General features: G+C 73.5%; 21 protein-coding genes. 7 read left to right on the plus strand and 14 right to left on the minus strand.

Annotation, left to right across the window (positions count from 1 at the left end; all coding sequences use genetic code 11):
* The coding region (locus DN069_RS25865; protein WP_133260039.1) for an AfsR/SARP family transcriptional regulator at positions 1–522 on the minus strand (522 nt) is incomplete at its 3' end.
* Between the two features lie 196 nt (positions 523–718).
* On the opposite strand from DN069_RS25865, the gene DN069_RS25870 reads away from it, so the two are divergent.
* On the plus strand, positions 719–1537 hold the full coding sequence (locus tag DN069_RS25870; protein WP_111504794.1) for a site-2 protease family protein: 819 nt from the start codon (positions 719–721) through the stop codon (positions 1535–1537).
* Positions 1538–1550: 13 nt separating this feature from the next.
* Here DN069_RS25870 and DN069_RS40305 read toward each other — a convergent pair whose 3' ends face one another.
* Together DN069_RS40305 and npdG are read right to left on the minus strand one after the other, a co-directional pair.
* A complete protein-coding gene (locus DN069_RS40305) occupies positions 1551–1712 on the minus strand; it encodes a hypothetical protein (RefSeq protein WP_165845638.1) in 162 nt (53 codons plus the stop codon).
* Positions 1713–1796: 84 nt separating this feature from the next.
* Positions 1797–2513: an NADPH-dependent F420 reductase gene (npdG, locus tag DN069_RS25875; protein WP_111504796.1), complete on the minus strand. Its 717-nt coding sequence runs from the start codon at positions 2511–2513 to the stop codon at positions 1797–1799.
* Positions 2514–2560: 47 nt separating this feature from the next.
* On the opposite strand from npdG, the gene DN069_RS25880 reads away from it, so the two are divergent.
* Together DN069_RS25880 and DN069_RS25885 are read left to right on the plus strand one after the other, a co-directional pair.
* A complete protein-coding gene (locus tag DN069_RS25880) occupies positions 2561–3163 on the plus strand; it encodes a hypothetical protein (RefSeq protein WP_111504798.1) in 603 nt (200 codons plus the stop codon).
* Positions 3164–3364: 201 nt separating this feature from the next.
* Complete coding sequence (locus DN069_RS25885; protein WP_243639714.1) at positions 3365–4870, plus strand: APC family permease; 1506 nt, start codon at positions 3365–3367, stop codon at positions 4868–4870.
* A gap of 28 nt (positions 4871–4898) precedes the next feature.
* Here DN069_RS25885 and DN069_RS25890 read toward each other — a convergent pair whose 3' ends face one another.
* The gene (locus DN069_RS25890; protein ID WP_111504800.1) at positions 4899–5291 is read right to left on the minus strand and encodes a nuclear transport factor 2 family protein; all 393 of its coding nucleotides are present in this window, start codon (positions 5289–5291) and stop codon (positions 4899–4901) included.
* A 99-nt stretch (positions 5292–5390) separates the two neighbouring features.
* On the opposite strand from DN069_RS25890, the gene DN069_RS25895 reads away from it, so the two are divergent.
* Together DN069_RS25895 and DN069_RS25900 are read left to right on the plus strand one after the other, a co-directional pair.
* Entirely contained in the window at positions 5391–5849 is a 459-nt protein-coding gene (locus tag DN069_RS25895) for a MarR family winged helix-turn-helix transcriptional regulator (protein WP_111504802.1), read from the plus strand.
* Positions 5850–5968: 119 nt separating this feature from the next.
* On the plus strand, positions 5969–7003 hold the full coding sequence (locus DN069_RS25900) for a terpene synthase family protein (RefSeq protein WP_111504804.1): 1035 nt from the start codon (positions 5969–5971) through the stop codon (positions 7001–7003).
* A 20-nt stretch (positions 7004–7023) separates the two neighbouring features.
* On the opposite strand, the gene DN069_RS25905 is transcribed toward DN069_RS25900, so the two are convergent.
* The 6 genes from DN069_RS25905 to DN069_RS25930 all read right to left on the minus strand — a co-directional run bounded on the left by DN069_RS25905 (position 7024) and on the right by DN069_RS25930 (position 12063).
* On the minus strand, positions 7024–7689 hold the full coding sequence (locus tag DN069_RS25905; protein WP_111504806.1) for a hypothetical protein: 666 nt from the start codon (positions 7687–7689) through the stop codon (positions 7024–7026).
* Complete coding sequence (locus tag DN069_RS25910) at positions 7686–9020, minus strand: DUF58 domain-containing protein (RefSeq protein ID WP_111504808.1); 1335 nt, start codon at positions 9018–9020, stop codon at positions 7686–7688. Before DN069_RS25910 ends, DN069_RS25905 begins: the two co-directional genes overlap by 4 nt.
* Positions 9017–10033, minus strand: a complete 1017-nt coding sequence (locus DN069_RS25915) for an AAA family ATPase (RefSeq protein ID WP_111504810.1) — start codon at positions 10031–10033, stop codon at positions 9017–9019. The genes DN069_RS25910 and DN069_RS25915 overlap by 4 nt, the downstream gene beginning before the upstream one ends.
* 32 nt (positions 10034–10065) lie before the next feature.
* Entirely contained in the window at positions 10066–10761 is a 696-nt protein-coding gene (locus DN069_RS25920; RefSeq protein ID WP_111504812.1) for a hypothetical protein, read from the minus strand.
* Positions 10761–11717: a DUF4129 domain-containing protein gene (locus DN069_RS25925; protein WP_243639716.1), complete on the minus strand. Its 957-nt coding sequence runs from the start codon at positions 11715–11717 to the stop codon at positions 10761–10763. Before DN069_RS25925 ends, DN069_RS25920 begins: the two co-directional genes overlap by 1 nt.
* Before the next feature lie 154 nt (positions 11718–11871).
* Positions 11872–12063: a hypothetical protein gene (locus DN069_RS25930; protein ID WP_111504814.1), complete on the minus strand. Its 192-nt coding sequence runs from the start codon at positions 12061–12063 to the stop codon at positions 11872–11874.
* A gap of 54 nt (positions 12064–12117) precedes the next feature.
* On the opposite strand from DN069_RS25930, the gene map reads away from it, so the two are divergent.
* A complete protein-coding gene (gene map / locus DN069_RS25935) occupies positions 12118–12966 on the plus strand; it encodes a type I methionyl aminopeptidase (RefSeq protein WP_481557186.1) in 849 nt (282 codons plus the stop codon).
* 19 nt (positions 12967–12985) lie between these two features.
* Here the strand turns inward: map and DN069_RS25940 are convergent, their stop codons facing one another.
* The 4 genes from DN069_RS25940 to lysA all read right to left on the minus strand — a co-directional run bounded on the left by DN069_RS25940 (position 12986) and on the right by lysA (position 17426).
* Positions 12986–13717 carry a bifunctional DNA primase/polymerase gene (locus DN069_RS25940; protein WP_424556322.1) on the minus strand — a complete coding sequence of 244 codons (732 nt, stop codon included), beginning with the start codon at positions 13715–13717 and terminating at the stop codon, positions 12986–12988.
* Between the two features lie 142 nt (positions 13718–13859).
* Positions 13860–14432: a hypothetical protein gene (locus DN069_RS25945; RefSeq protein WP_243639718.1), complete on the minus strand. Its 573-nt coding sequence runs from the start codon at positions 14430–14432 to the stop codon at positions 13860–13862.
* Between the two features lie 122 nt (positions 14433–14554).
* Entirely contained in the window at positions 14555–16027 is a 1473-nt protein-coding gene (locus DN069_RS25950; protein ID WP_111504819.1) for an APC family permease, read from the minus strand.
* A gap of 85 nt (positions 16028–16112) precedes the next feature.
* On the minus strand, positions 16113–17426 hold the full coding sequence (gene lysA / locus DN069_RS25955; RefSeq protein WP_111504821.1) for a diaminopimelate decarboxylase: 1314 nt from the start codon (positions 17424–17426) through the stop codon (positions 16113–16115).
* Positions 17427–17551: 125 nt separating this feature from the next.
* On the opposite strand from lysA, the gene DN069_RS25960 reads away from it, so the two are divergent.
* Positions 17552–18793, plus strand: a complete 1242-nt coding sequence (locus DN069_RS25960; protein WP_111504823.1) for a PucR family transcriptional regulator — start codon at positions 17552–17554, stop codon at positions 18791–18793.
* Positions 18794–18807: the final 14 nt, after the last annotated feature.

The following is an 18807-nucleotide window of genomic DNA, read 5'->3' on the forward strand; positions in this document are numbered from 1 at the left end:
GGGGGGGGGGGGGGCGGGCGGCCGGGGGGGGGCCGGCGGGGGGCGCGCGCGGCGCGCGGAACCGCGCTCGGCCTCCAGGCGACGCGCGGCGTCCTCCCGGGAGGGAAGATCGGCGAGCGCGGGGCCGCGCCACAGCGCCAGCGCGTCGCGCAGCAGCGCCGCGGCCCGCGCGGGCTCCGCGCTCGCAGCCTGAGCGACGAGGGCGCGGAACGCGGCGGCGTCGGTGTCGCCGCCCAGCAGCCGGTAGCCCTCCGGGCCGGAGCCGACGTGCGCCGCGCCGAGCGCGCGCCGCAGCCGGGCCACCAGCGTCTGCAGGGCGTCCTGCGGATCGGCTGGGCCGTCCTCGCCCCAGATCTCCTCGATCAGCGCCCACGGCTGCGCGGCCCGTCCGTCCCGCAGCGCGAGCGCCGCGGTGAGCGCGCGCAGTCGCGCACCGGGCAGGGCGACGGGCCGGGCGGCGGGCCCGTGGGCGGCGGCGTCCTCGCGGACGACGAGCGTGCTGCCGAGGATCCCGAAGCGCATCCCCACATTCTGGCCCACGTTCCCCCACCGCTGGTGATCGACGGACAAGCGGAACCGGTCCGCCCCGCCGCGCGTTCATCCCGCAGGGGCGGAGGGCCGCGTGCCGGGCTTGGCGTGCGGCACGGCGACACGGCATCATCGGCACTTCCGCCCGTCCGCCGCTGTTCTGCTGTTCTCGACCGGAGCCCCGTCACCCATGAGCGCGTTCGCCAACCACTCGCCATCGCATTCGGACCGCCGGATCAGCACCGTCTTCTGGGTCCTGCTCGCGATCTTCGTGACGACCGGGGCCATGCTGTGGACCGGCACCGGCAACGCCAAGCTCGGGGTGTTCCTCTTCGTCTGCGCGGGCTGGCTGATCTCGCTGTGCCTGCACGAGTACGGCCACGCGCGCGCGGCCCTGCACGGCGGGGACATCAGCGTCGGCTCCAAGGGCTACCTGACGCTGAACCCGCTGAAGTACACGCACCCGGTCTACAGCTTCGTGCTGCCGCTGATCTTCATCATCCTCGGCGGCATCGCACTCCCCGGCGGCGCGGTCTACATCGAGCGCGGCCGGATCCGCAGCAAGGCGAAGAACGCCCTGATCTCGGCCGCGGGCCCGGCGATCAACGCGGGCTTCGCGCTGGTCCTGCTGATCGTCCTGGCGGTGGCCGCCCCGCAGTTCGACGGGGTCTACCGGGTGCCGCACCTGGAGTTCTACTCGGCGCTGGGCTACCTGGCGATGCTGCAGGTGATGGCGACGATCCTGAACCTGGTCCCGGTGCCCGGCCTGGACGGCTACGGCATCATCGAGCCCTGGCTCTCCTACGAGACCCGCCGCTCGCTGGCGAACATCGCCCCCTACGGGATGATGATCGTCTTCTTCCTGCTCTGGAACCGCACCGTCAACGGCTGGTTCTTCGGCAACATCGTCAACCCGATCCTGAGCTGGTTCGGCGCCGACTGGTACGCCCTCTACGGCAGCACCCTGTTCCACTTCTTCAACATCGGCTTCTCCGGCTTCGGCAGCTGAGCCGGGCGACCCCTCAGACGCGTGAACGCCGCCACTGGACCCAGCCGACGTTGCTGGCGACGCCCGCGAGCAGCACGAAGGCCAGGCCCACCCAGAACTGCGCGAGCACCGAGACCACCGCGGCGGCGAGGGCCAGGACGGCGAGGGCGAAGGCGAACAGGGCGAAGCGGGGCATCGGGAGTCTCCGAGGGGCGAACAACGACGGGCCGGACAGGGATCCATTCTCCCTCCCCGGCCCGACTGCTCCCGACCGGGGGTGTCAGACGTCGGTGATGCGCAGACCCGCGTGCGCCTTGTAGCGGCGGTTGACCGAGATCAGGTTGGCCACCAGCGACTCGACCTGGTGCGCGTTGCGCAGCCGCCCGGCGAAGACGCCGCGCATGCCGGGGATGCGGTTGGCCAGCGCCTGGACGGCGTCCGTCGCGGCCCGCTCCTCGCCCAGGACCAGCACGTCGATGTCGATCTCCTCGACCTCCCGGTCCTCCAGCAGCACCGCCGAGAGGTGGTGGAACGCGGCGGTGACCCGCGACTCCGGCAGCAGCGCCGCGGCCTGCTGGGCCGCGCTGCCCTCCTCCGGCTTGAGCGCGTAGGCGCCCTGCTTGTCGAAGCCGAGCGGGTTGACGCAGTCGACGACGATCTTTCCCACGAGCTCCGCGCGCAGCGCGGCCAGCAGCTCGCCGTGGCCCTCCCACGGCACGGCGACGATGACGACATCCGCGCGCGCTGCGGTGGTCGCGTTGTCCGCGCCCTCGACGCCGTGGCCCAGCTCGGCGGCGGTCGCGGCGGCGCGCTCCGCGCTGCGCGAACCGATGATCACCTGCTGGCCGGCCTTGGCCAGCCGGTAGGCCAGCCCGCGGCCCTGCGGACCGGTGCCGCCGAGCACGCCCACCACCAGGCCGGAGACGTCGGGCAGGTCGAAGGGCGTCCGGGCGGGCGTGGCGGCGGCGCCGGCCGACGCTGCATCAGGGGTACTCATGGCCCGATCCTCCCACTTGGCCGTCGTTGTGCGGGACCATGGCGTGCATGGATGCGGTGAGGGTCACAATGCTGCGGGAGCTGCTGGCCGAGACTCCGTGGATCGACCGCACGTGCGGCTTCGCCGGGACGCTGCGGGAGACGGCGCGGCCCGGCGGCCTGCTGCTCGTCGGCACGGAGGCCGAGGAGCCGTGGCACCTCGCGGCGCATCTCTCCGACGAGGCCGCCTACGCGGACCTCCCGGAGCTCTCCCCGGTGCTGGTCCGCCACCACGTCCCGGCGGGCGCGCCGCCGCACCTCGCCGTCCCGCTGGCGCGCCTGGAGGAGGCGCGGCGCGGCGAGACGGTCTTCGTCGTCGCCCCGGAGGCGGCGGGCGAGGGTCTGCTGGAACGCGTCCACGACGCGCGCCGGGTGGGCGCGACGGTGCTGGCCCTGGAGGCGGCCGACCCCGAACTGCGCGGCCTCGCCCACGAGGCACTGACCGTCGCCCCGGCTCCCGACGCGCCCTCGTTCGAGCTGGTCCAACACCTCGTCAGCGCGGCCGCCGGCGACCCGACCACCACCCCGCGCCGCCCCGCACCCGGCCTGCGCGGCCGCCTCTCCCGCCTCCTCGACCACCTCACCGCCCCTCCCCCGCCGCTGGGTTGGTGACCGGACCCGTGCCGAACCCTCCCTGTCCGGCGGGCCGTGCACGACCCTTCCGCCGCCCTTCGGCCGCGCCCTACCCTTGACCGCGCGCCGAGCGTGATCCGCTCGACCCCGCGCGATCCAGAGCTCCCGTGTGTCCCGTTCAGCACGCGCACGATCACCCGCACGACTCTCGCTCCACCCGGCCCAGCGAGGAGTCAGATCTTGCCCACGACACCGCCGTCCCCGTCACAGCGACCGACCGCACCGGGACTCCGCCGCGAGGCGGTCGGGCTGCGGGAGGTGCTGTTCCAGAGCGTCACCTCCATGGCGCCCGGCGCGGCGATCGCCGCGTCCATCCCCGCCGGCGCGGCCTTCGCGGGCGGCAGCCTGCCGCTGTCGGTCCTGATCGCCCTGGTCGCCTGCCTCTTCACGGCCTCGTCCGTCGCCGAGCTGGCCCGGCACCTCCCGGCGGCGGGCTCCGTCTCCGTCTACGCGGCGCAGGGGCTCCATCCGGCCGTCGGCTTCGTCGTGGCCTGGGGCTACGTCTTCGTCGAAGCACTCATCCCCACCCTGCTCCTGCTCCAGCTCGGCTTCACCACCGCCGGCACCCTGCACCAGGAGTGGCCCGGCTACCCGGTGGACCTGTGGTGGCCGTGGGCGCTGCTCGGGGCGCTGATCATCTGCCTGGCCGGGCTCTACGGGGTCCGCGCCTCCGCGCGGCTCGGCACCGTCCTCGGGCTCTTCGAGATCGCCGTCTTCGTCTTCTTCGCCGTCCTGCTGATCGGCCGGGCGGGCGGCCACAACACCCTGTCCGTCTTCGGGACCGGCAACGTCGCCCCAGGACAGGGCGCGCTCGGCGGGGTGGTCGCCGGATCCGTCTACACCGTGCTCGCCTTCGCCGGCTTCGAGGCGGCCGCGCCACTGGCCGAGGAGGCGCGCGACCCGCGCCGCACGGTGCGGCGCGCGGTGCTGGGCGCGACCGTCGGCGTGGGCCTGGTCTACGTGCTCACCACCTACGCCATGTCCGTCTACTTCGGTCCGGGCAGGCTGGCCGGTTTCGGCGTGACCGGTGCGGCCTCCTGGGAGGGTGTGGCCCGCGCCTCCTTCGGGCTCTTCTGGGTACTGGTCTTCTTCGCCGTCGTCAACTCCACCATCGCCAACGCCAACGCGGGCCTGGTGGTCTCCACCCGCACCGCCTTCGCGCTCGGGCGCATCGGGGTGCTGCCGCGCGCGTTCGCGCGGGTCCACCCGCGCCACCGCTCGCCGGTGGTCGCGGTCGCCGCGCAGACGGTGGTCGCCGTCGGGGCGACGCTCGGCCTCGGCTTCGCCTACGACCCGGCGACTGCCTTCAACCTGGTCGCGACGGTGATCGTGATCGTCGTCGTGTGCGTCTACATCGTGACCAACGCCGCCTGCGCCGGGTTCTTCCTGCGCCGTGGGCGCAGCGGGCTGCGGCCGGTGCGGCACCTGCTCTTCCCGCTGCTCGGCACTGCCGCCTTCGTCCCCGCCCTGCTCACCGCGGCGGGCATCCCGGCCTTCTCCTTCGTCAGCAAGCTGACCGCGCCGGTCTCCTACGCGGGCCCGGTCGCCGGGGTCTGGACGCTGGCCGGGCTGGTCCTGCTCGCCGTGCTGTGGCGCCGCAACCGCGCGGCGGTCATGGCGACGGGCCGGGTGCACCTGGACACCGAGGAGCAGGCACCGGACCAGCCGCAGCGGACCGCTCGCTGAGCCGGCGGCCCGAGCGGCCCTCAGGGCGTCAGCGCGCGCTGCCGAGGTCCCGGTCGGCCTCCGCGCCCTCGAGCAACAGCGTGGTCTCCTCGATGCGGCGGAAGCGCCCGTCGGCCGCGAGCTCGGCGAAGAGATAGACCTCCATGCGGACGACGCTCCCGTCCTTCTTGACGACGCGCACGGTGTGCCGGTCGGCGTAGCGGTCGCCCGCCACGAGCTCGTCGTGCACCTCGACGGAACCGCCGGCCACGACCTCGCGCAGGTGCGCGATGTGGGTGAGGAACTGCCGCCGGTCGTCCCAGCGGCCGTCGGTGCGCTGGCGGTAGTCCGGGGCGAAGTGCCGGTCGGCGGCCTCGTCCAGGTCAAGGCCGGGCGTGAAGAGCAGATCGGTCAGGGCGGCGTCGATACGGGTGGCAGGCACGGGTGTTCCCCTTCGGTTGCGTCCACTTCCAGATTGCGTGCTCGAAGCACGCTTCTACGGTAGCGCGAAAGCGTGCCTCGCGCACGCTAATCTGGTGTCATGACGAACGGAACCGGAGACGAGATCGCCGAGACGCTGGGTCTGCTGCTCCGTCGCAGCACCCGCGAACAGCTGCACGCGCAGCTGACCGAGGGCCTGGGCGAGGCGGTCGACCAGCTCACCTATCCCGTGCTCAGCGGCCTGGCCCGCACCGGCTCCTGCAGCGCCGCCGACCTCGGGCGCGAGATCGGGCTCGACCGCACCACCGTCACCCGGCGCGCCGACCGCCTCCAGCAGGCCGGCCTGCTGCACCGCACGCCCGACCCGGCCGACGCCCGCGCGACCCTCCTCGCGCTCACCGCCGCCGGCGAGGAGACCGTCCGGGCCACCCGGCGCCGCCTGGCGGCCCGCATCGAGACCTCGCTCTCCGCCTGGCCCGAGGCCGACGCCCGGGACTTCTCCCGCCTGCTCCGGCGTTTCGTCGAGGAAGGGCCCTTCGCTGACGCCCCGTCGCACTGACCGGGCGATCGACGTCCGCGACGGCGGCCTGCGGCCACACGGGTGGCGGAACCCGGCGTGCCGTCGGTCAGGGCCCGTCGTTGGCTGGGCGTAGCCGAAGGACGCGCGGGAGGAACCGGATGAGTCAGGCCGCCACGAGCCCGCAGCGGGACCAGGACGTGGTGGTCCTGGAGCTGGCCATCCCGCAGGGGCGACTGCGCCGCGCCCGCACGCACGCGGAGATCGGCGGGGTCCGGGCCGCGCACGACGCGTGGTTCCGGACCGCGCTGGAGGGGCTGCGGCTGCCCGGCGCGGAGCGGCTGTTCGGCGAGTGCGAGGGCGTCAGCCTGATGTGCGGGGTGCTGCCGCAGGCGGAAGGGGAGCGGCTGGTCGGGATCAGCGTGGCCGCCTCGGCGCTGTTCCTGCTCGACGACGTCGCCGACGACGAGGCCGGCGAGCGGGCGCGGGCCGCCGACTATCTGGCCGTGCTGCGCGGCGAGGGGGCGGCGGGTGGCGGCTCCGCACCGCTCGGACTGCTGGCGCGGACCCTGACGCGAGCCCACGAGGGTGTGCCGGACCGCCTCTGGGCACGGTTCGTCGCCGGGTTCTCCGAGGTGATCGCGGCCGGGGCGGGCAAGGAGCGGACCGCGCGCGAGGCACTGCGCGGCTACGACGCCTACCTCGCGGCCCGCTACGCGGACTCCGCCTTCGACCTCGTCGGCGTCGCGATCGAGCACGGGCTGGCCCTGGAGGTGACGGAGCTTCAGCGCCGGGCCCCCACCGCGCTCTGGGCGGAGCTACAGCGGGCCTGCTTCGTCCACACGATCCTGGTCAACGATCTGCTGTCGTTCCGCAAGGAGTACTTCGCGGGCGAGCCGATGAACGCGCTCGCGGTGCTGCGCGACGCCGAGGGCCTCTCGCTGCAGCAGGCCGCGGACACGGTCTGCGCCCGGATCGCCGCCGCCGAGGAGAACTTCCTCGCCGCCGCGGCCAGTCTGCGCCGCAGCACCGAAGCCCCGTCCATGGAACGGTATCTGACGGCCTGGGAACTGATGCTCGTCGGCAACCTCGCCTGGTCGCTGCGGTGTTCGCGCTACCACGGCCGGCTGGCGACGCCGCCCGCCGCGATCCCGACGCGGATGGCGCTGCACCGGGACCGCACCGTCTTCGGCTGAACCGCCGACGGAGCCGGAGCTCAGCTCCGGCGGCGCCGCACCGACAGCGTCACGGCCACACCCACGACCAGGACCAGCACCGCCGCGGTCGCGCGCGCCCAGGAGTCGGCCGTGGTGACCGAGAGCGTGGCCCCGACCAGCACCAGCGCCTGCGCCGCCACCGCGGCCACCAGCAGGGGCCAGTCGCGCAGTTGGGCCGCGCCTGGCGGTCCGCCCGCCGCCGCGTCGACGAAGAGCAGGTAGGCCGTCAGCAGCGCGGCGTCGCAGCACATCATCCAGGTCGGCGGCGAGCCGACGGCCACCACGGCCACGAAGCCGACCGCCAGCACGGTGTTGCGGTGCCGGGAGAGCTTGGACGCCCAGCGCGGGTCGCCGGAGACGGGCCGGGCGGCGACCGGCGGCGCGGCGAACCAGGCCACCAGCCCCATGAGCACCAGGAAGAGCAGCCGCACGACCGACGAGACGAGCAGGTACCCGGCGTGAGCCAGGCCCGCGGGGTCGGCGGCGGCGAGCGCCAGCGCCGCGCCGAGGCCGCGCGCGGCCCACACCTCGGACTCCCGGCGCACCGTCTCGGTCGAGACCGCCTGCGCGGTCGCGGGGTCGGCGAGCGCGAACTCGGGATCGACGCCCGCGTCGGCGGTCGCGTCGAGTCCGTCCGGGCGGGCGTCGGCGGTGGCGCGGCTCATCGCAGCCTCCCTTGGATCCGGGTGCGCAGCAGCGGCGCGAAGGTCAGGTCGAGCGTGCCGCCCTCCCACGGCACGACCGGGATGCCCTTGTCGGTCAGGCTGAAGCGCAGCGCCTCGCGATCGAGCCGCCACAGCCGCAGCGCCAGCTCCTCGGTGTACTCGGCCTTGCTGATGCGCGGGTCGCCGATGGGGATCTCCACGACCACCACCGGGTTGCCGCGTTCGGCAAGACCGCCGAGCACACCCATCATCCGGTTGTCGGCCAGCGGGGTGACCGCGTGGACGAGCGCGCCGTGCGGCAGGGCAGGCGGGGGCAGCCGGTTCAGGTCGGGCGTCTGGAAGGCCAGATCGCGCCGGACGTCGAGGACCATCTGCACCAGCCGGTAGAAGTACTGGTCGCCCTGGCCGGGTTGGAGCCAGTTCAACCGTCCGCCGACGGAGACGATGCCGATCCGGTCGTGACTGCGCAGGTAGGCGCGGACGATGCCGGCCGCGACGCGCAGCGACTCGTCCAGGCTGGAGGTGCCGGTGGCCGGGTCGCGCAGGTCGGCGAAGGCGTCGAGCAGCACCACCACGTCGGCGGCCCGCTCGGCGGCGAACTGCTGCAGTTGGATGGCGTCGCGGCGGGTGGTGGCGGACCAGTTGATGCGGCGCTGCCGCTCGCCCCAGACGAACGGGCGGGTGCCGATGACCTCGACGCCCTCGCCCTGCTGGCGCGAGGTGTGCTCGCCGAGGTTGCTCGGCAGCCGCACCGGCACGGGGGTCAGCCCACCGTCGGCGGGGTTCGGGAACACCTCGACCTGGCCCAGCTCCACCCGCAGGGTGCGGCGCAGCAGGCCGCCGCGGTCGTGCACGTCCACGTCCACGGTGCCGAGCGACCAGCGGCCCCAACGCCGGGCCACGAAGCCGAGGGTGAGCTGGGCGCCCTCCGACTCGACCCGGACCAGCTCGCAGCCCGCGCCGACCACCACGCCCGGGTCGAGCCACTCCGCCGAACCGGCGAAGGCCACCCGGAACCGCGCGGTGACCGGCTCGCCCTCGAACACACGCAGGCTCGACTGCTGCACCCGGCCGTCGGCCAACAGCGGCTCGCCGACCACCCGGTGGACGCTGAGCGCGGCGAACAGCAGCAGGCACAGCGGCCCGGCGGCGAGCGCCAGCAGCCACGGCTGGGCGGTGAGCAGCGCGAGGACCACCGCGGCGACGCCGACCGAGAGCAGCCGCACGGCCCGCTCGGTCAGCCGGACGCCCGGCTCCGGCGCGCCGGGGATCTCCTCGTGCTCGGTTCCCTGCGGCTGGCCGCCGAGCACCCGGTCCAGCGAGTGGATCATGCGCCGACCGGGTTCGGACCCGTTGCAGAGTTCTGCTGCGGCGTGGTCTGCGGGGTCGGCACGCTCTGCACCACCCCGGCGATCACGTCGTCGGCGGAGATCCGACGCACCCACAGCTCCGGCTTGAGCGTGACGCGGTGGGCCAGCGCCGGCAGCGCCACCGCCTTGACGTCCTCCGGGATGACGTAGTCGCGGCCCGCCATCACGGCCCGGGCGCGGGCCAGCTGCACCAGCGCGAGACCGCCGCGCGGCGAGGCGCCGACCTGGATCTGCGCGTGCCGCCGGGTCGCGTCGATCAGCGCGATGATGTAGTCGACCAGGTCGTCGTTGACCTCGACGCGCTCCAGCGCGTCGCGCATGGCGACCACCTCGCCGGGGTTGCTGAGCGTGGAGAGCTCGGCCTCCGCCGTGTCGCGGTCGAGCCGGCGGCGCAGCATCGCCGCCTCCTCGAAGACCGGCAGGTAGCCCATCCGCACCCGCAGCAGGAAGCGGTCCAGCTGGGCCTCGGGCAGCTGGTAGGTGCCCTCGTACTCGATCGGGTTGTTGGTGGCGATGACCACGAACGGCTTGGGCAGCGGACGGGTGACCCCGTCGATGGAGACCTGGGCCTCGGCCATCGCCTCCAGCAGCGCGGCCTGGGTCTTCGGGGGCGTGCGGTTGATCTCGTCCGCGAGCAGCAGGTTCGCGAAGACGGGACCGGGCCGGAAGACCATCTCGCCGGTGCGCTGGTCGTAGAAGGGAGCGCCAGTGACGTCGGAGGGCAGCAGGTCCGGGGTGAACTGGATGCGCCGGAAGTCCAGGCCCAGCACCGTCGAGAAGGACCGGGCCAGCAGCGTCTTGCCGAGACCGGGCAGGTCCTCGATCAGCACGTGGCCCCCGGCCAGGACGCCGAGCATGACCAGCTCCAGGGCGGGACGCTTGCCGACGACGGCGCGCTCGATCTCGTCCAGCACCGCGTGGGCGCGCACCCCCGCCTGCTGCGGGGTCAACTGGTCGGTCACGGTTGCGGTCACGGTGCTCCTCGATGGCAATACGGGTGTGTCGGTCACAGGGTTTCCAGCCGCTCCACGAGCAGCTCCAGCAGCGCGGGCGGCAGCGGCCTGGGGTCGGGGATGTGCTCGAGGCCTGCGTTGCGCGCGGCGCGGATCGCGGTCGGTGTGCGCGGGCGGGAGGGGTCGAGCCACGGCCACAGCTGCGGTCCGACGATCGCCGCGGCCCGCACGGGCTGCATGCGCAGCGAGACGCCGTGACGCTCCGCCAGCCGCACCTCGTAGAGGCGCAGCAGCAGCGGATACAGGTGCAGCGCGTAGCCCTCGGGCGTGCGGGCGGCGTCCGAGAGGGCCGCGTCCCAGTAGCGCAGGGTGGGTTCGCGCGTCCCCACCAGGCGGCTGCGCCGCCGGAACCCGCTGTCCATCACGCCGGCGCCGGCGATCCAGCGGGCCGCCCAGGCGGCGAAGGCGACGAGCACGACCACGCCCACCGACAGGCCCGCCGCACCGCCGACGGCCCACAGGGCGAGCAGGCAGACGAGGCCGAAGCCCGCGAGTACGAGCAGCGCGAGGCGGTCGGGGCCGAGCCGCGACTCGTCGTCCTCGCCCGGGGTCTCCGGCTCGGCGGGCAACGGCACGGCGCGGCCGTGGTCGTAACCGGGGAACGCGGAGGGCCGGTAGGGGTGCTCCTGCTGCGGCACGTGCGGCTGCTGTTGCGGCGACTGCGGCGCGGAGCGGTCCTGCTGCGGCATCAGATCACTGTCTCCTCGCGCGCACCGAAGCGCGCGTCGGCCTCGGCCGCGGCACGGGCGAGGTGCGCGCCTATGGACTCCAGCGCCGTACGGGCCTGGTCCCGCTGCGCCTCGCCCAACGGGTGGGTGGAGTAGCGCGCCTCGCGGAACAGGTCGGTCAGCGTCTGCGCCGCGGCGCCCTGCACCAGGCCCGCCTCCGCGGCGCGCCGCAGCAGGTCCGTCGGCGTGTCCGCCTTGCGGCGGCTGATGCCGCCGTGGGCGAGCGACCGCTCCATCGCCGCGTAGCAGGCGATGATCGCCGTGCGCGGGTCGGGATCGTCCGCGAGCGCCTCCCGCCCGGCGAGCACCGCGTCGGCCAGCGCCTCCTCGGTGCCGTCACCCCGCAGCCCGCCGTCGACGGTCCCGTCCGCGCGCTCGCTCCGCCGACGGGCACTCAGCCACCGTGCGAGGAACACGGCCACCAGGACCAGCAGCGCGACGGCGAGGAGTGCGAGGAAACCTTCCAGCAGGGCCTGAAAGTCGATCGGCGAGCTGGAGCCGCTCTGCTTGTCGCCCGCGCCACTGGTGACGATCGGGGTGGGCTGCGCGTTTCCGCCGGGCGCGCTGGGCGCGGCGATGCCCGTCGGCGGCTGGATGGGCGGAGTCTGCAGCCCGCGCGTCCCGAGCACGGCGAGACCGACGACGGTGGCCGCGGCCATCACGGCGATCCCGGGCACCACGAGCGAGGCGATCCGCGCCTGGGTGGGCGTACCGCCCCCGGGCAGCCGCTCCTGCGTGCGACGCGCGCGCACGGCGAGCGCCCAGCCGGCGATGGCGACCCCGAACACCAGCAGCAGCCACTGCGCCTTGGCCGGTCCGTACCCGGCGAGGGCGGTCCCCTGCGCGGCGTTCAGCGCGACCGCGGCCATCCCCAGCACCAGCGCCGCCCCGAGCGCCGCGGCAAGCCGCGCGCCCAACCGCGGACTGGCCGGACGCGGATCGACCCTGCCACGTGCCACCGAAGTCCCCCACCGTGCGAGTTACGTGGTGACACCCTGCCACAGCCCTCCGTGCCGCGTCAGGTGCGTGCCCGCCTTGTGGCACTTCGTGCACTCTCCATCCCGGGGAGGACTACTCCCAGCGCGGATCGTGGTCCCACTCGTCGTTGCGCTCGGCCACCCGCTCCAGCGCGTGGGAGGCGGCCTCGGCCGTCGGGTAGGGGCCGAGGCGGTTGCGGGCCGGACACTCCGGCCCCTCCTCGACCTTGGCGTGCTTGAGGCACCAGAACCACTCGCCGGGCTTGCCCGTCGGCTGCTTGGCCATCGTCCGCTCCTTCGCTCCGTATCCGAGGTCTACCCGCTGATTAGGATGGCCACCATGGCACCCCTCGTCCCTGGAACGCTCTCCCCCACCCGCCCCGTGCCGGCGCACATCCCGCGCCCGGAGTACGTGGGCCGCAAGGCTCCCCGGCCCTACGACGGGCCGGAGGTGCAGACCGCCGAGACGATCGAGAAGATGCGGATCGCCGGCCGGATCGCCGCCCGGGCGATGGACGCCGCGGCCGCCGCGATCGAGCCGGGGGTGACCACCGACGAGCTGGACCGGATCGCGCACACGTACATGTGCGACCACGACGCCTACCCGTCCGACCTCGGCTACCGGGGCTTCCCCAAGTCCATCTGCACCTCCGTCAACGAGGTGATCTGCCACGGGATCCCGGACTCGACCGTGCTGCAGGACGGCGACATCGTCAACCTCGACGTGACCGCCTACATCCACGGCGTGCACGGCGACCTGAACGCGACCTACCTGGTCGGCAACGTGGACGAGGAGTCCAAGCTCCTGGTGGAGCGGACCCGGGAGGCGACCCGGCGCGGCATCGCCGCGGTCAAGCCGGGCCGGCAGATCAACGTGATCGGGCGGGTGATCGAGTCCTACGCCAAGCGCTTCGGCTACGGCGTGGTGCGGGACTTCACCGGGCACGGGATCAACACGTCGTTCCACTCGGGGCTGATCATCCCCCACTACGACAGCGAGTTCGCCACCACGGTGATCAAGCCGGGGATGACCTTCACCATCGAGCCGATGCTGACGCTCGGCGACTACCACCACGACATCTGGCCGGACGGCTGGACGGTGGTGACCAAGGACCGCAAGCGCACCGCGCAGTTCGAGCACACCCTCCTCGTCACCGAGGACGGCACGGAGATCCTGACCCTCCCCTAGCCAGGACGAGCTCAGCGGCTCAGCGGATCAGCCACTGCTCACCGAGCGCCGGAGCGCCGATCTCGGCGCAGGCGTCGGTGAGCACGTCCAGCAGGCGCAGCGGGTCCGGCAGCGGGTGGTCCGGGCCGCGGACCCAGCCGACCTCGGTGCCGTCGACGAGACGGGACGGCGGCAGCAGCACGTAGCTGCCTCGGGTGTGCCAGCGCAGACCGGGGTGCTCGTCCTGCTCGTCCTCCGGGTGGGAGTCGAGCTCGGAGGTCCACCACTCGTCCTCGTCCTGCGGGGACCGGGACGTGGTGAAGAAGAGCCAGCGGGTCTCGTCGACGGCGGCCACCGGGCCGGCGGCGATGCCGGACTCCGCGAGGCGCTCCAGAGCCAGACGACCGGCCTCCGCCGGGACGTCGAGGACGTCGTGGACGCGGCCGGTCGGGGTGATCGCGTTGGCGTCCGGATCCCGGGCGAGCCAGCGGGTGATCTGGTCGAAGTCGGTGGTGGCCTGCGACTGCCAGGCGAAGGAGAGCGGGTGCTGCGCGGGGGCGGGACAGCCCACCCGGTCACAGCTGCAACTGAAGTCGACCGCGTGCGCGGCGGGTGCCACCGGGAATCCGGCGCGGGCCGCGTCCAGCAGGACGCGAAGCCGCCTGGCGCGCTCCGCGGCGACGTCCGCCTCCGCGGGACGACCGCCCAGCCGGAGCCACCTGCGCCACCAGGCGCCGACATTGCCCGCCGATTCCACTGGTGCCCCTTTCACGCGCCGCTCCCGGGGTCACCGGGACGCGTACAGAGCAGGATACGGCGGCGCGGCGGGTGGTGTGCGCCAGGGGTGACTTCTGGGGTGATTCAGTGCCCGCCCCGTGACGTCACGGGACGGGCGCCCAAGGGCGCTCGGGGCCTCAGCTGTTGACCATCTGGGTCAGCTGGCCCGCGCTGGGGACCTGGTCGGTGACGGGCGCGCCGTTGGCGGCGCCCGTGCTCTTGATGCTGTTGGTCACGTTGGTGAACTGGTTGAAGTCCGCGTCGGTGGCGTTGCCGCCCCTGATCTTGCTCGGCAGGTTCTTCAGGCCTTCCACCGCGCCCGAGAGCGCGACCGTCGCCTTGGACAGCGTCGGGTCGCCCTTGGCGTCGTTCAGCGCCGCCTTCGCGCGGTTGTAGGTGAAGGCCGCCGCGAGCGCGCCCTTGACCAGCGCGGCGGTGCGGCCCTTGGCGCCGCTCTTGAAGGTGCCCGCCTTGAACGGCTTGTAGATCCACTGGTACGTCGCCCCGGCGGCCAGACCGGCGTTGAGCACGAACTTGGTCTTGGCCAGCTTGACCCGGTCCGCACTGCTCGTCGCCGTCGCGGCGGCCACCGCTCCGTTGACGTTGTTGCTCGTCTTGTTGCTGGACGAGCAGGCCGGCAGCACCAGCAGCGTGCCTGCCATCGCGGCGGCGACGAGCGACGTACGGACGCGGGTGGACGGAACGGACACAGGGGCCTCCGGGTGGTTCGGACACGTCTGGAGCGGCGAGAGCCACGCTCACACGCCCGTCCCGCCGCTGCGACCGCGCACACGCCGAACGGGTGAGTAACCACCCGAAGAGCGCAGCCCGCCTACTCGGCGAGCACCGACTCCGGCAGGCTCGGCTCCGCCTCCTGGCGGCCGAGGCGCGAGTGCTTGCGGCTGTAGCCGAAGTACACGGCCAGGGCCAGGGCCACCCAGCAGGCGAAGAGGACGAAGGTGTCCGCCGGGAGGTTCCAGATCAGGTAGCCGCAGAAGACCACCGACAGGGCCGGCACGACCGGGTAGCCCGGGACCTTGAAGCCGCGCTTCAGCAGCGGCTCACGGACGCGCAGCACGATGACGCCCACCGACACGACGGCGAAGGCGACCAGGGTGCCCATGGAGGTGAGGTTGGCCAGCCAGTCCAGCGGCACGAAGGCGGCGAGGACCGCGATGAACGCACCGACGATGAGCGTGTTGCCGACCGGCACGCCGCTGCGCGGGTTCAGCTTGCGGAAGACCGGCGGCAGCATGCCGTCGCGGCCCATGGAGTAGAGGATGCGGGTCTGCCCGTAGATGACGACCAGCGTGACGCTGACGATGGAGATCACCGCTCCCGCCGACAGGATCGCGCCGGGCCAGGTCTGGCCGGTCACCCGCTGCAGGATCGCGGACAGGCCCGCGTCCTGGCCGTTGAAGAGGGTCCACTTCTGCGCGCCGACGCCGACGAAGGCGACGACGCAGTAGAAGGCGGTGACCACCAGCAGCGCGCCGATGACGGCGCGGGGCAGCGTCTTCTGCGGGTTCTTGACCTCCTCGCCCGCGGTGGAGACCGCGTCGAGGCCGATGAAGGAGAAGAAGACCGAGGAGGCGGCGGCGCTGATGCCGGCGAAGCCGAGCGGCGCGAAGGGGTGCAGGTTGCCGCTGTGGAAGCCGGTGACGCCGATGACCACGAAGAGCACCAGCACGCCCAGCTTGATCAGCACCATGATGGTGTTGACCAGCGCGGACTCCTTGCTGCCGCGCATCAGCACCAGGCAGCAGAGCACGACCAGGACCACACCCGGCAGGTTGACGTAGCCGCCCGCGCCCGGCGGGGCGGATATCGCCGCCGGCATGGTGAAGCCGAACAGGCGCTGCGTCAGGTCGTTGAGGTACTGGCCCCAGCTGACCGCGATGGCCGCGCCGGAGACGGCGTACTCCAGCAGCAGACAGCAGCCGACCAGCCAGGCCGCGAGCTCGCCCAGCGTCGCGTAGGCGTAGGAGTAGGACGAGCCGGAGACCGGCACGGCCGAGGTCAGCTCGGCGTAGCAGAGCGCGGTCAGCGCGGCGGTGATCGCGCCGATCACGAAGGAGAGGATCACCGCGGGCCCGGCCTCGGGGACGGCGGTGCTCAGGGTGAAGAAGATGCCCGTACCGATGGTGGCCCCGACGCCGATCATCGTGAGCTGGAAGGTGCCCACGGTCCGGCGCAGCCCGCCGCTCCCATGGCCGTCGCCGCCATTCTCGGAGTCCGCCAGGAAGGCCGAGACGGGCTTGCGGCGCAGCAGCTGCTGACGGAGTCTCACATCGTTCGGGGGCATGCGGGTGCCTTTCGGGAGTCGGTCGGGGCAGGGTGACCTCCCGTCCCGGACGTGAGGTACGGGACGGGGAAGTGGAGAGGTGCCGTTACGGCAGGTCGCGACGCATCAGGTCGGCGTAGGTCTCGCGCCGCACGACGGGGCGGTGCTCGCCGTCGCGGACGAAGACCACCGGGGGGCGCCGGGCGCCGTTGTAGTTGTTGCTGAGCGCGTAGGTGTAGGCGCCGGTGACCGGCACGGCGATCAGGTCGCCGACGCGCGGGTCGTCCAGCGGCACGTCGGCGCTGAGGGTGTCGCCGGACTCGCAGTGGCGGCCGACCAGGCGGCACAGCTCTCCCGCGCCGGTCGGGCGGGTGGCGACGGCGGCCTCGAAGCGCTGCTGGTAGAGGGAGACCTCGAGGTTGTCGCCCATGCCGCCGTCGACGGCGACGAAGGTGTGGCCTCCCCCGCGCTTGACGGAGACGACGCGGTAGAGCGAGACGCCGGACTCGGCGACCATCGAGCGTCCCGGCTCGATGAGGATCCGGGCGTCGGCGGGCAGCAGCTTCCTGGCGACGTCGAGCATGGCGTCGAGGTACGCCTCCACCGTGGGCGGGTGGTCGGTGTAGGTGTACCGGGAGCCGAGGCCGCCGCCCAGGTCGTAGACGGCGAACTCGCCGAGCTCGGCGACGGCCTCGACGGCCTGGGCGAAGGGGTCGAGGTCGAGGATCTGCGAGCCGACGTGCACGTGGACGCCGTCCAGCCGCAGCCGGTCGCTGCCGCGCAGTCGGGCGATCGCCTCGCGGGCCTGCGGCAGCAGCAGGCCGAACTTGGAGCCGTTCTGTCCGGTGGAGACGGCCTCGTGGGTGTCCGGGCGGATGTCGGGGGTGACCCGCACCAGCACGCCCTGCTCCGAGCCGGTCTCGCTGAGGCCCCTCTTCTCGGAAAGGATGGTCTCGAGCTTGTCGATGTCGTCGAAGTTGTCGACGACGATCGTCCCGGCGCCCGCCTCGACGGCGAGGCGCAGCTCCTCCTCGGTCTTGGCGTTGCCGTGCACGACCAGACCGGCCGGGTCGGCGCCCGCGGCGAGGGCGAGGGTCAGCTCGCCGCCGCCGGCGACGTCGATGCCGAGGCCCTCCTCGGCCAGCAGCCGGTAGACGGCGGTGCAGGGGAAGGCCTTCGAGGCGAAGGTGGCACGGGAGTTGGGCCAGCGGGCGGCGAGGCCGTCGGCGTACTGCCGGGCCCGGGCGCGGATCGCGGCCTCGTCGACGATCAGGGCGGGCGTGCCGTAGGTCTCGGCGAGCTCCGCCACCGGGACTCCGGCGAAGACCAGGGCGCCCGTCTCGTCCTGGGTGGTCCCGGGCGGGAACAGCCCGACCAGGCTGCCCGTCCTGACCGCGTGGGCTGCGTGCGTCGCCGCCATCCGCGCTCCTCGTTCGTCGTCTTTGACCCTGATTGTCCCGCTCTTCGTCTCTCCCTCCGAAGCGCCCCCTTATGTTCTGGCTCACGTCATCTCGAGTCATTGGCGATTTCGCCTAAGATCTCAGGATGAAGATGGCGAATCTGCCGACCCATAGTGGGACAAGCGAGGAGTTGTACGCGCTCGCCGACGCCATGGGAGCGGTCACCGGCGGCGCCGTGGCGATCGAGGACCTGGACCACCGGGTGCTCGCCTACTCGACCCTGCCCGACCAGCCGATCGACGAGCATCGGCGCAAGGGCATCCTCGGCCGTCGCGTGCCGTACCAGCGCGAGCAGATCGCCCAGTACCGCGAGGTGCTGGCCGCGCCCGGCGTCGTCCGGCTGCCGCTGCTCTCCGACGACGAGCTGCCGCGCGTCGCCGTCGCCATCCGCGCCGGGCAGCGCCCGCTCGGCAGCATCTGGGCCATCGAGGGCGCCGCACCGATCGACGAGGCGGGCGAGCGAGCGCTGCTGGACGGCGCCCGGCTGGCCGCGCTGCACATGCTGCGCCGCCGCAGCGCCGCCGAGCTGGACCTGCAGGCGCGCGAGGACGCGCTGCGCGCGGCACTCCGCGGCCGCCGCACGGCGCGCGAGGTGCGCTTCGAGCTCGGCCTGCCCGGTCAGCGGCCGCTGGCGCTGCTCGGCTTCGCGCCCGTCGCCCCCTCGGCCGTCTCGGCCCTCTCGCCCGACGCCGAGACGCCCGCCGACGACCTGCTGGTCCGGCTCGCCGCCGCGTCCACCCGGCACTGGCCGGCCGTGCACGCCGAGGCGTCCGTGGCGACCGTCGGCCGCACCGTCTACGTGCTGCTGCCACTCGACGACACCGTGGCCGCGTTCGCGACCGCGCGCCGGCTCGGCGAGCAGGCCGCGGCCGTGCTGGACCGCAGTGTGGAGACGCCGCTGCGCGCGGCCTGTTCCCGGATCGCCACCGGCCCGGAGGAGCTGCCCGACCTGCGCGCCGAGGTCGACGACATCCTCCGGGTCACCACCGCCGACCCCGACGCGCCCGGCTTCGCGACGCTGCGCGAGACCCACGCCCGGGTGCTGCTCGCCCACGTCGGCGACGAGCTGGCCCGCCGTCCGCGGCTGCGGCACCCCGGCGTCGAGGCGATGCTGGAGCACGACCGCGCCAAGGGCACCTCCTTCGCCGCCTCCGTCACCGCCTGGCTCGACGCGGTCGGGAACGTGGGCGAGGCCGCGGCACGGCTGACCATCCACCCGAACACGCTCAAGTACCGCCTGCGGCGGGCCGGCGAGCTCTTCGGCATCGATCTGGACCACCCCGACGACCGGCTCTCCTGCTGGCTGCAGCTGCGGATGGTCCGCTGAGGCGGATCCGCTGA

The organism is Streptacidiphilus pinicola (genome assembly GCF_003258295.1).
GTDB lineage: Bacteria > Actinomycetota > Actinomycetes > Streptomycetales > Streptomycetaceae > Streptacidiphilus > Streptacidiphilus pinicola.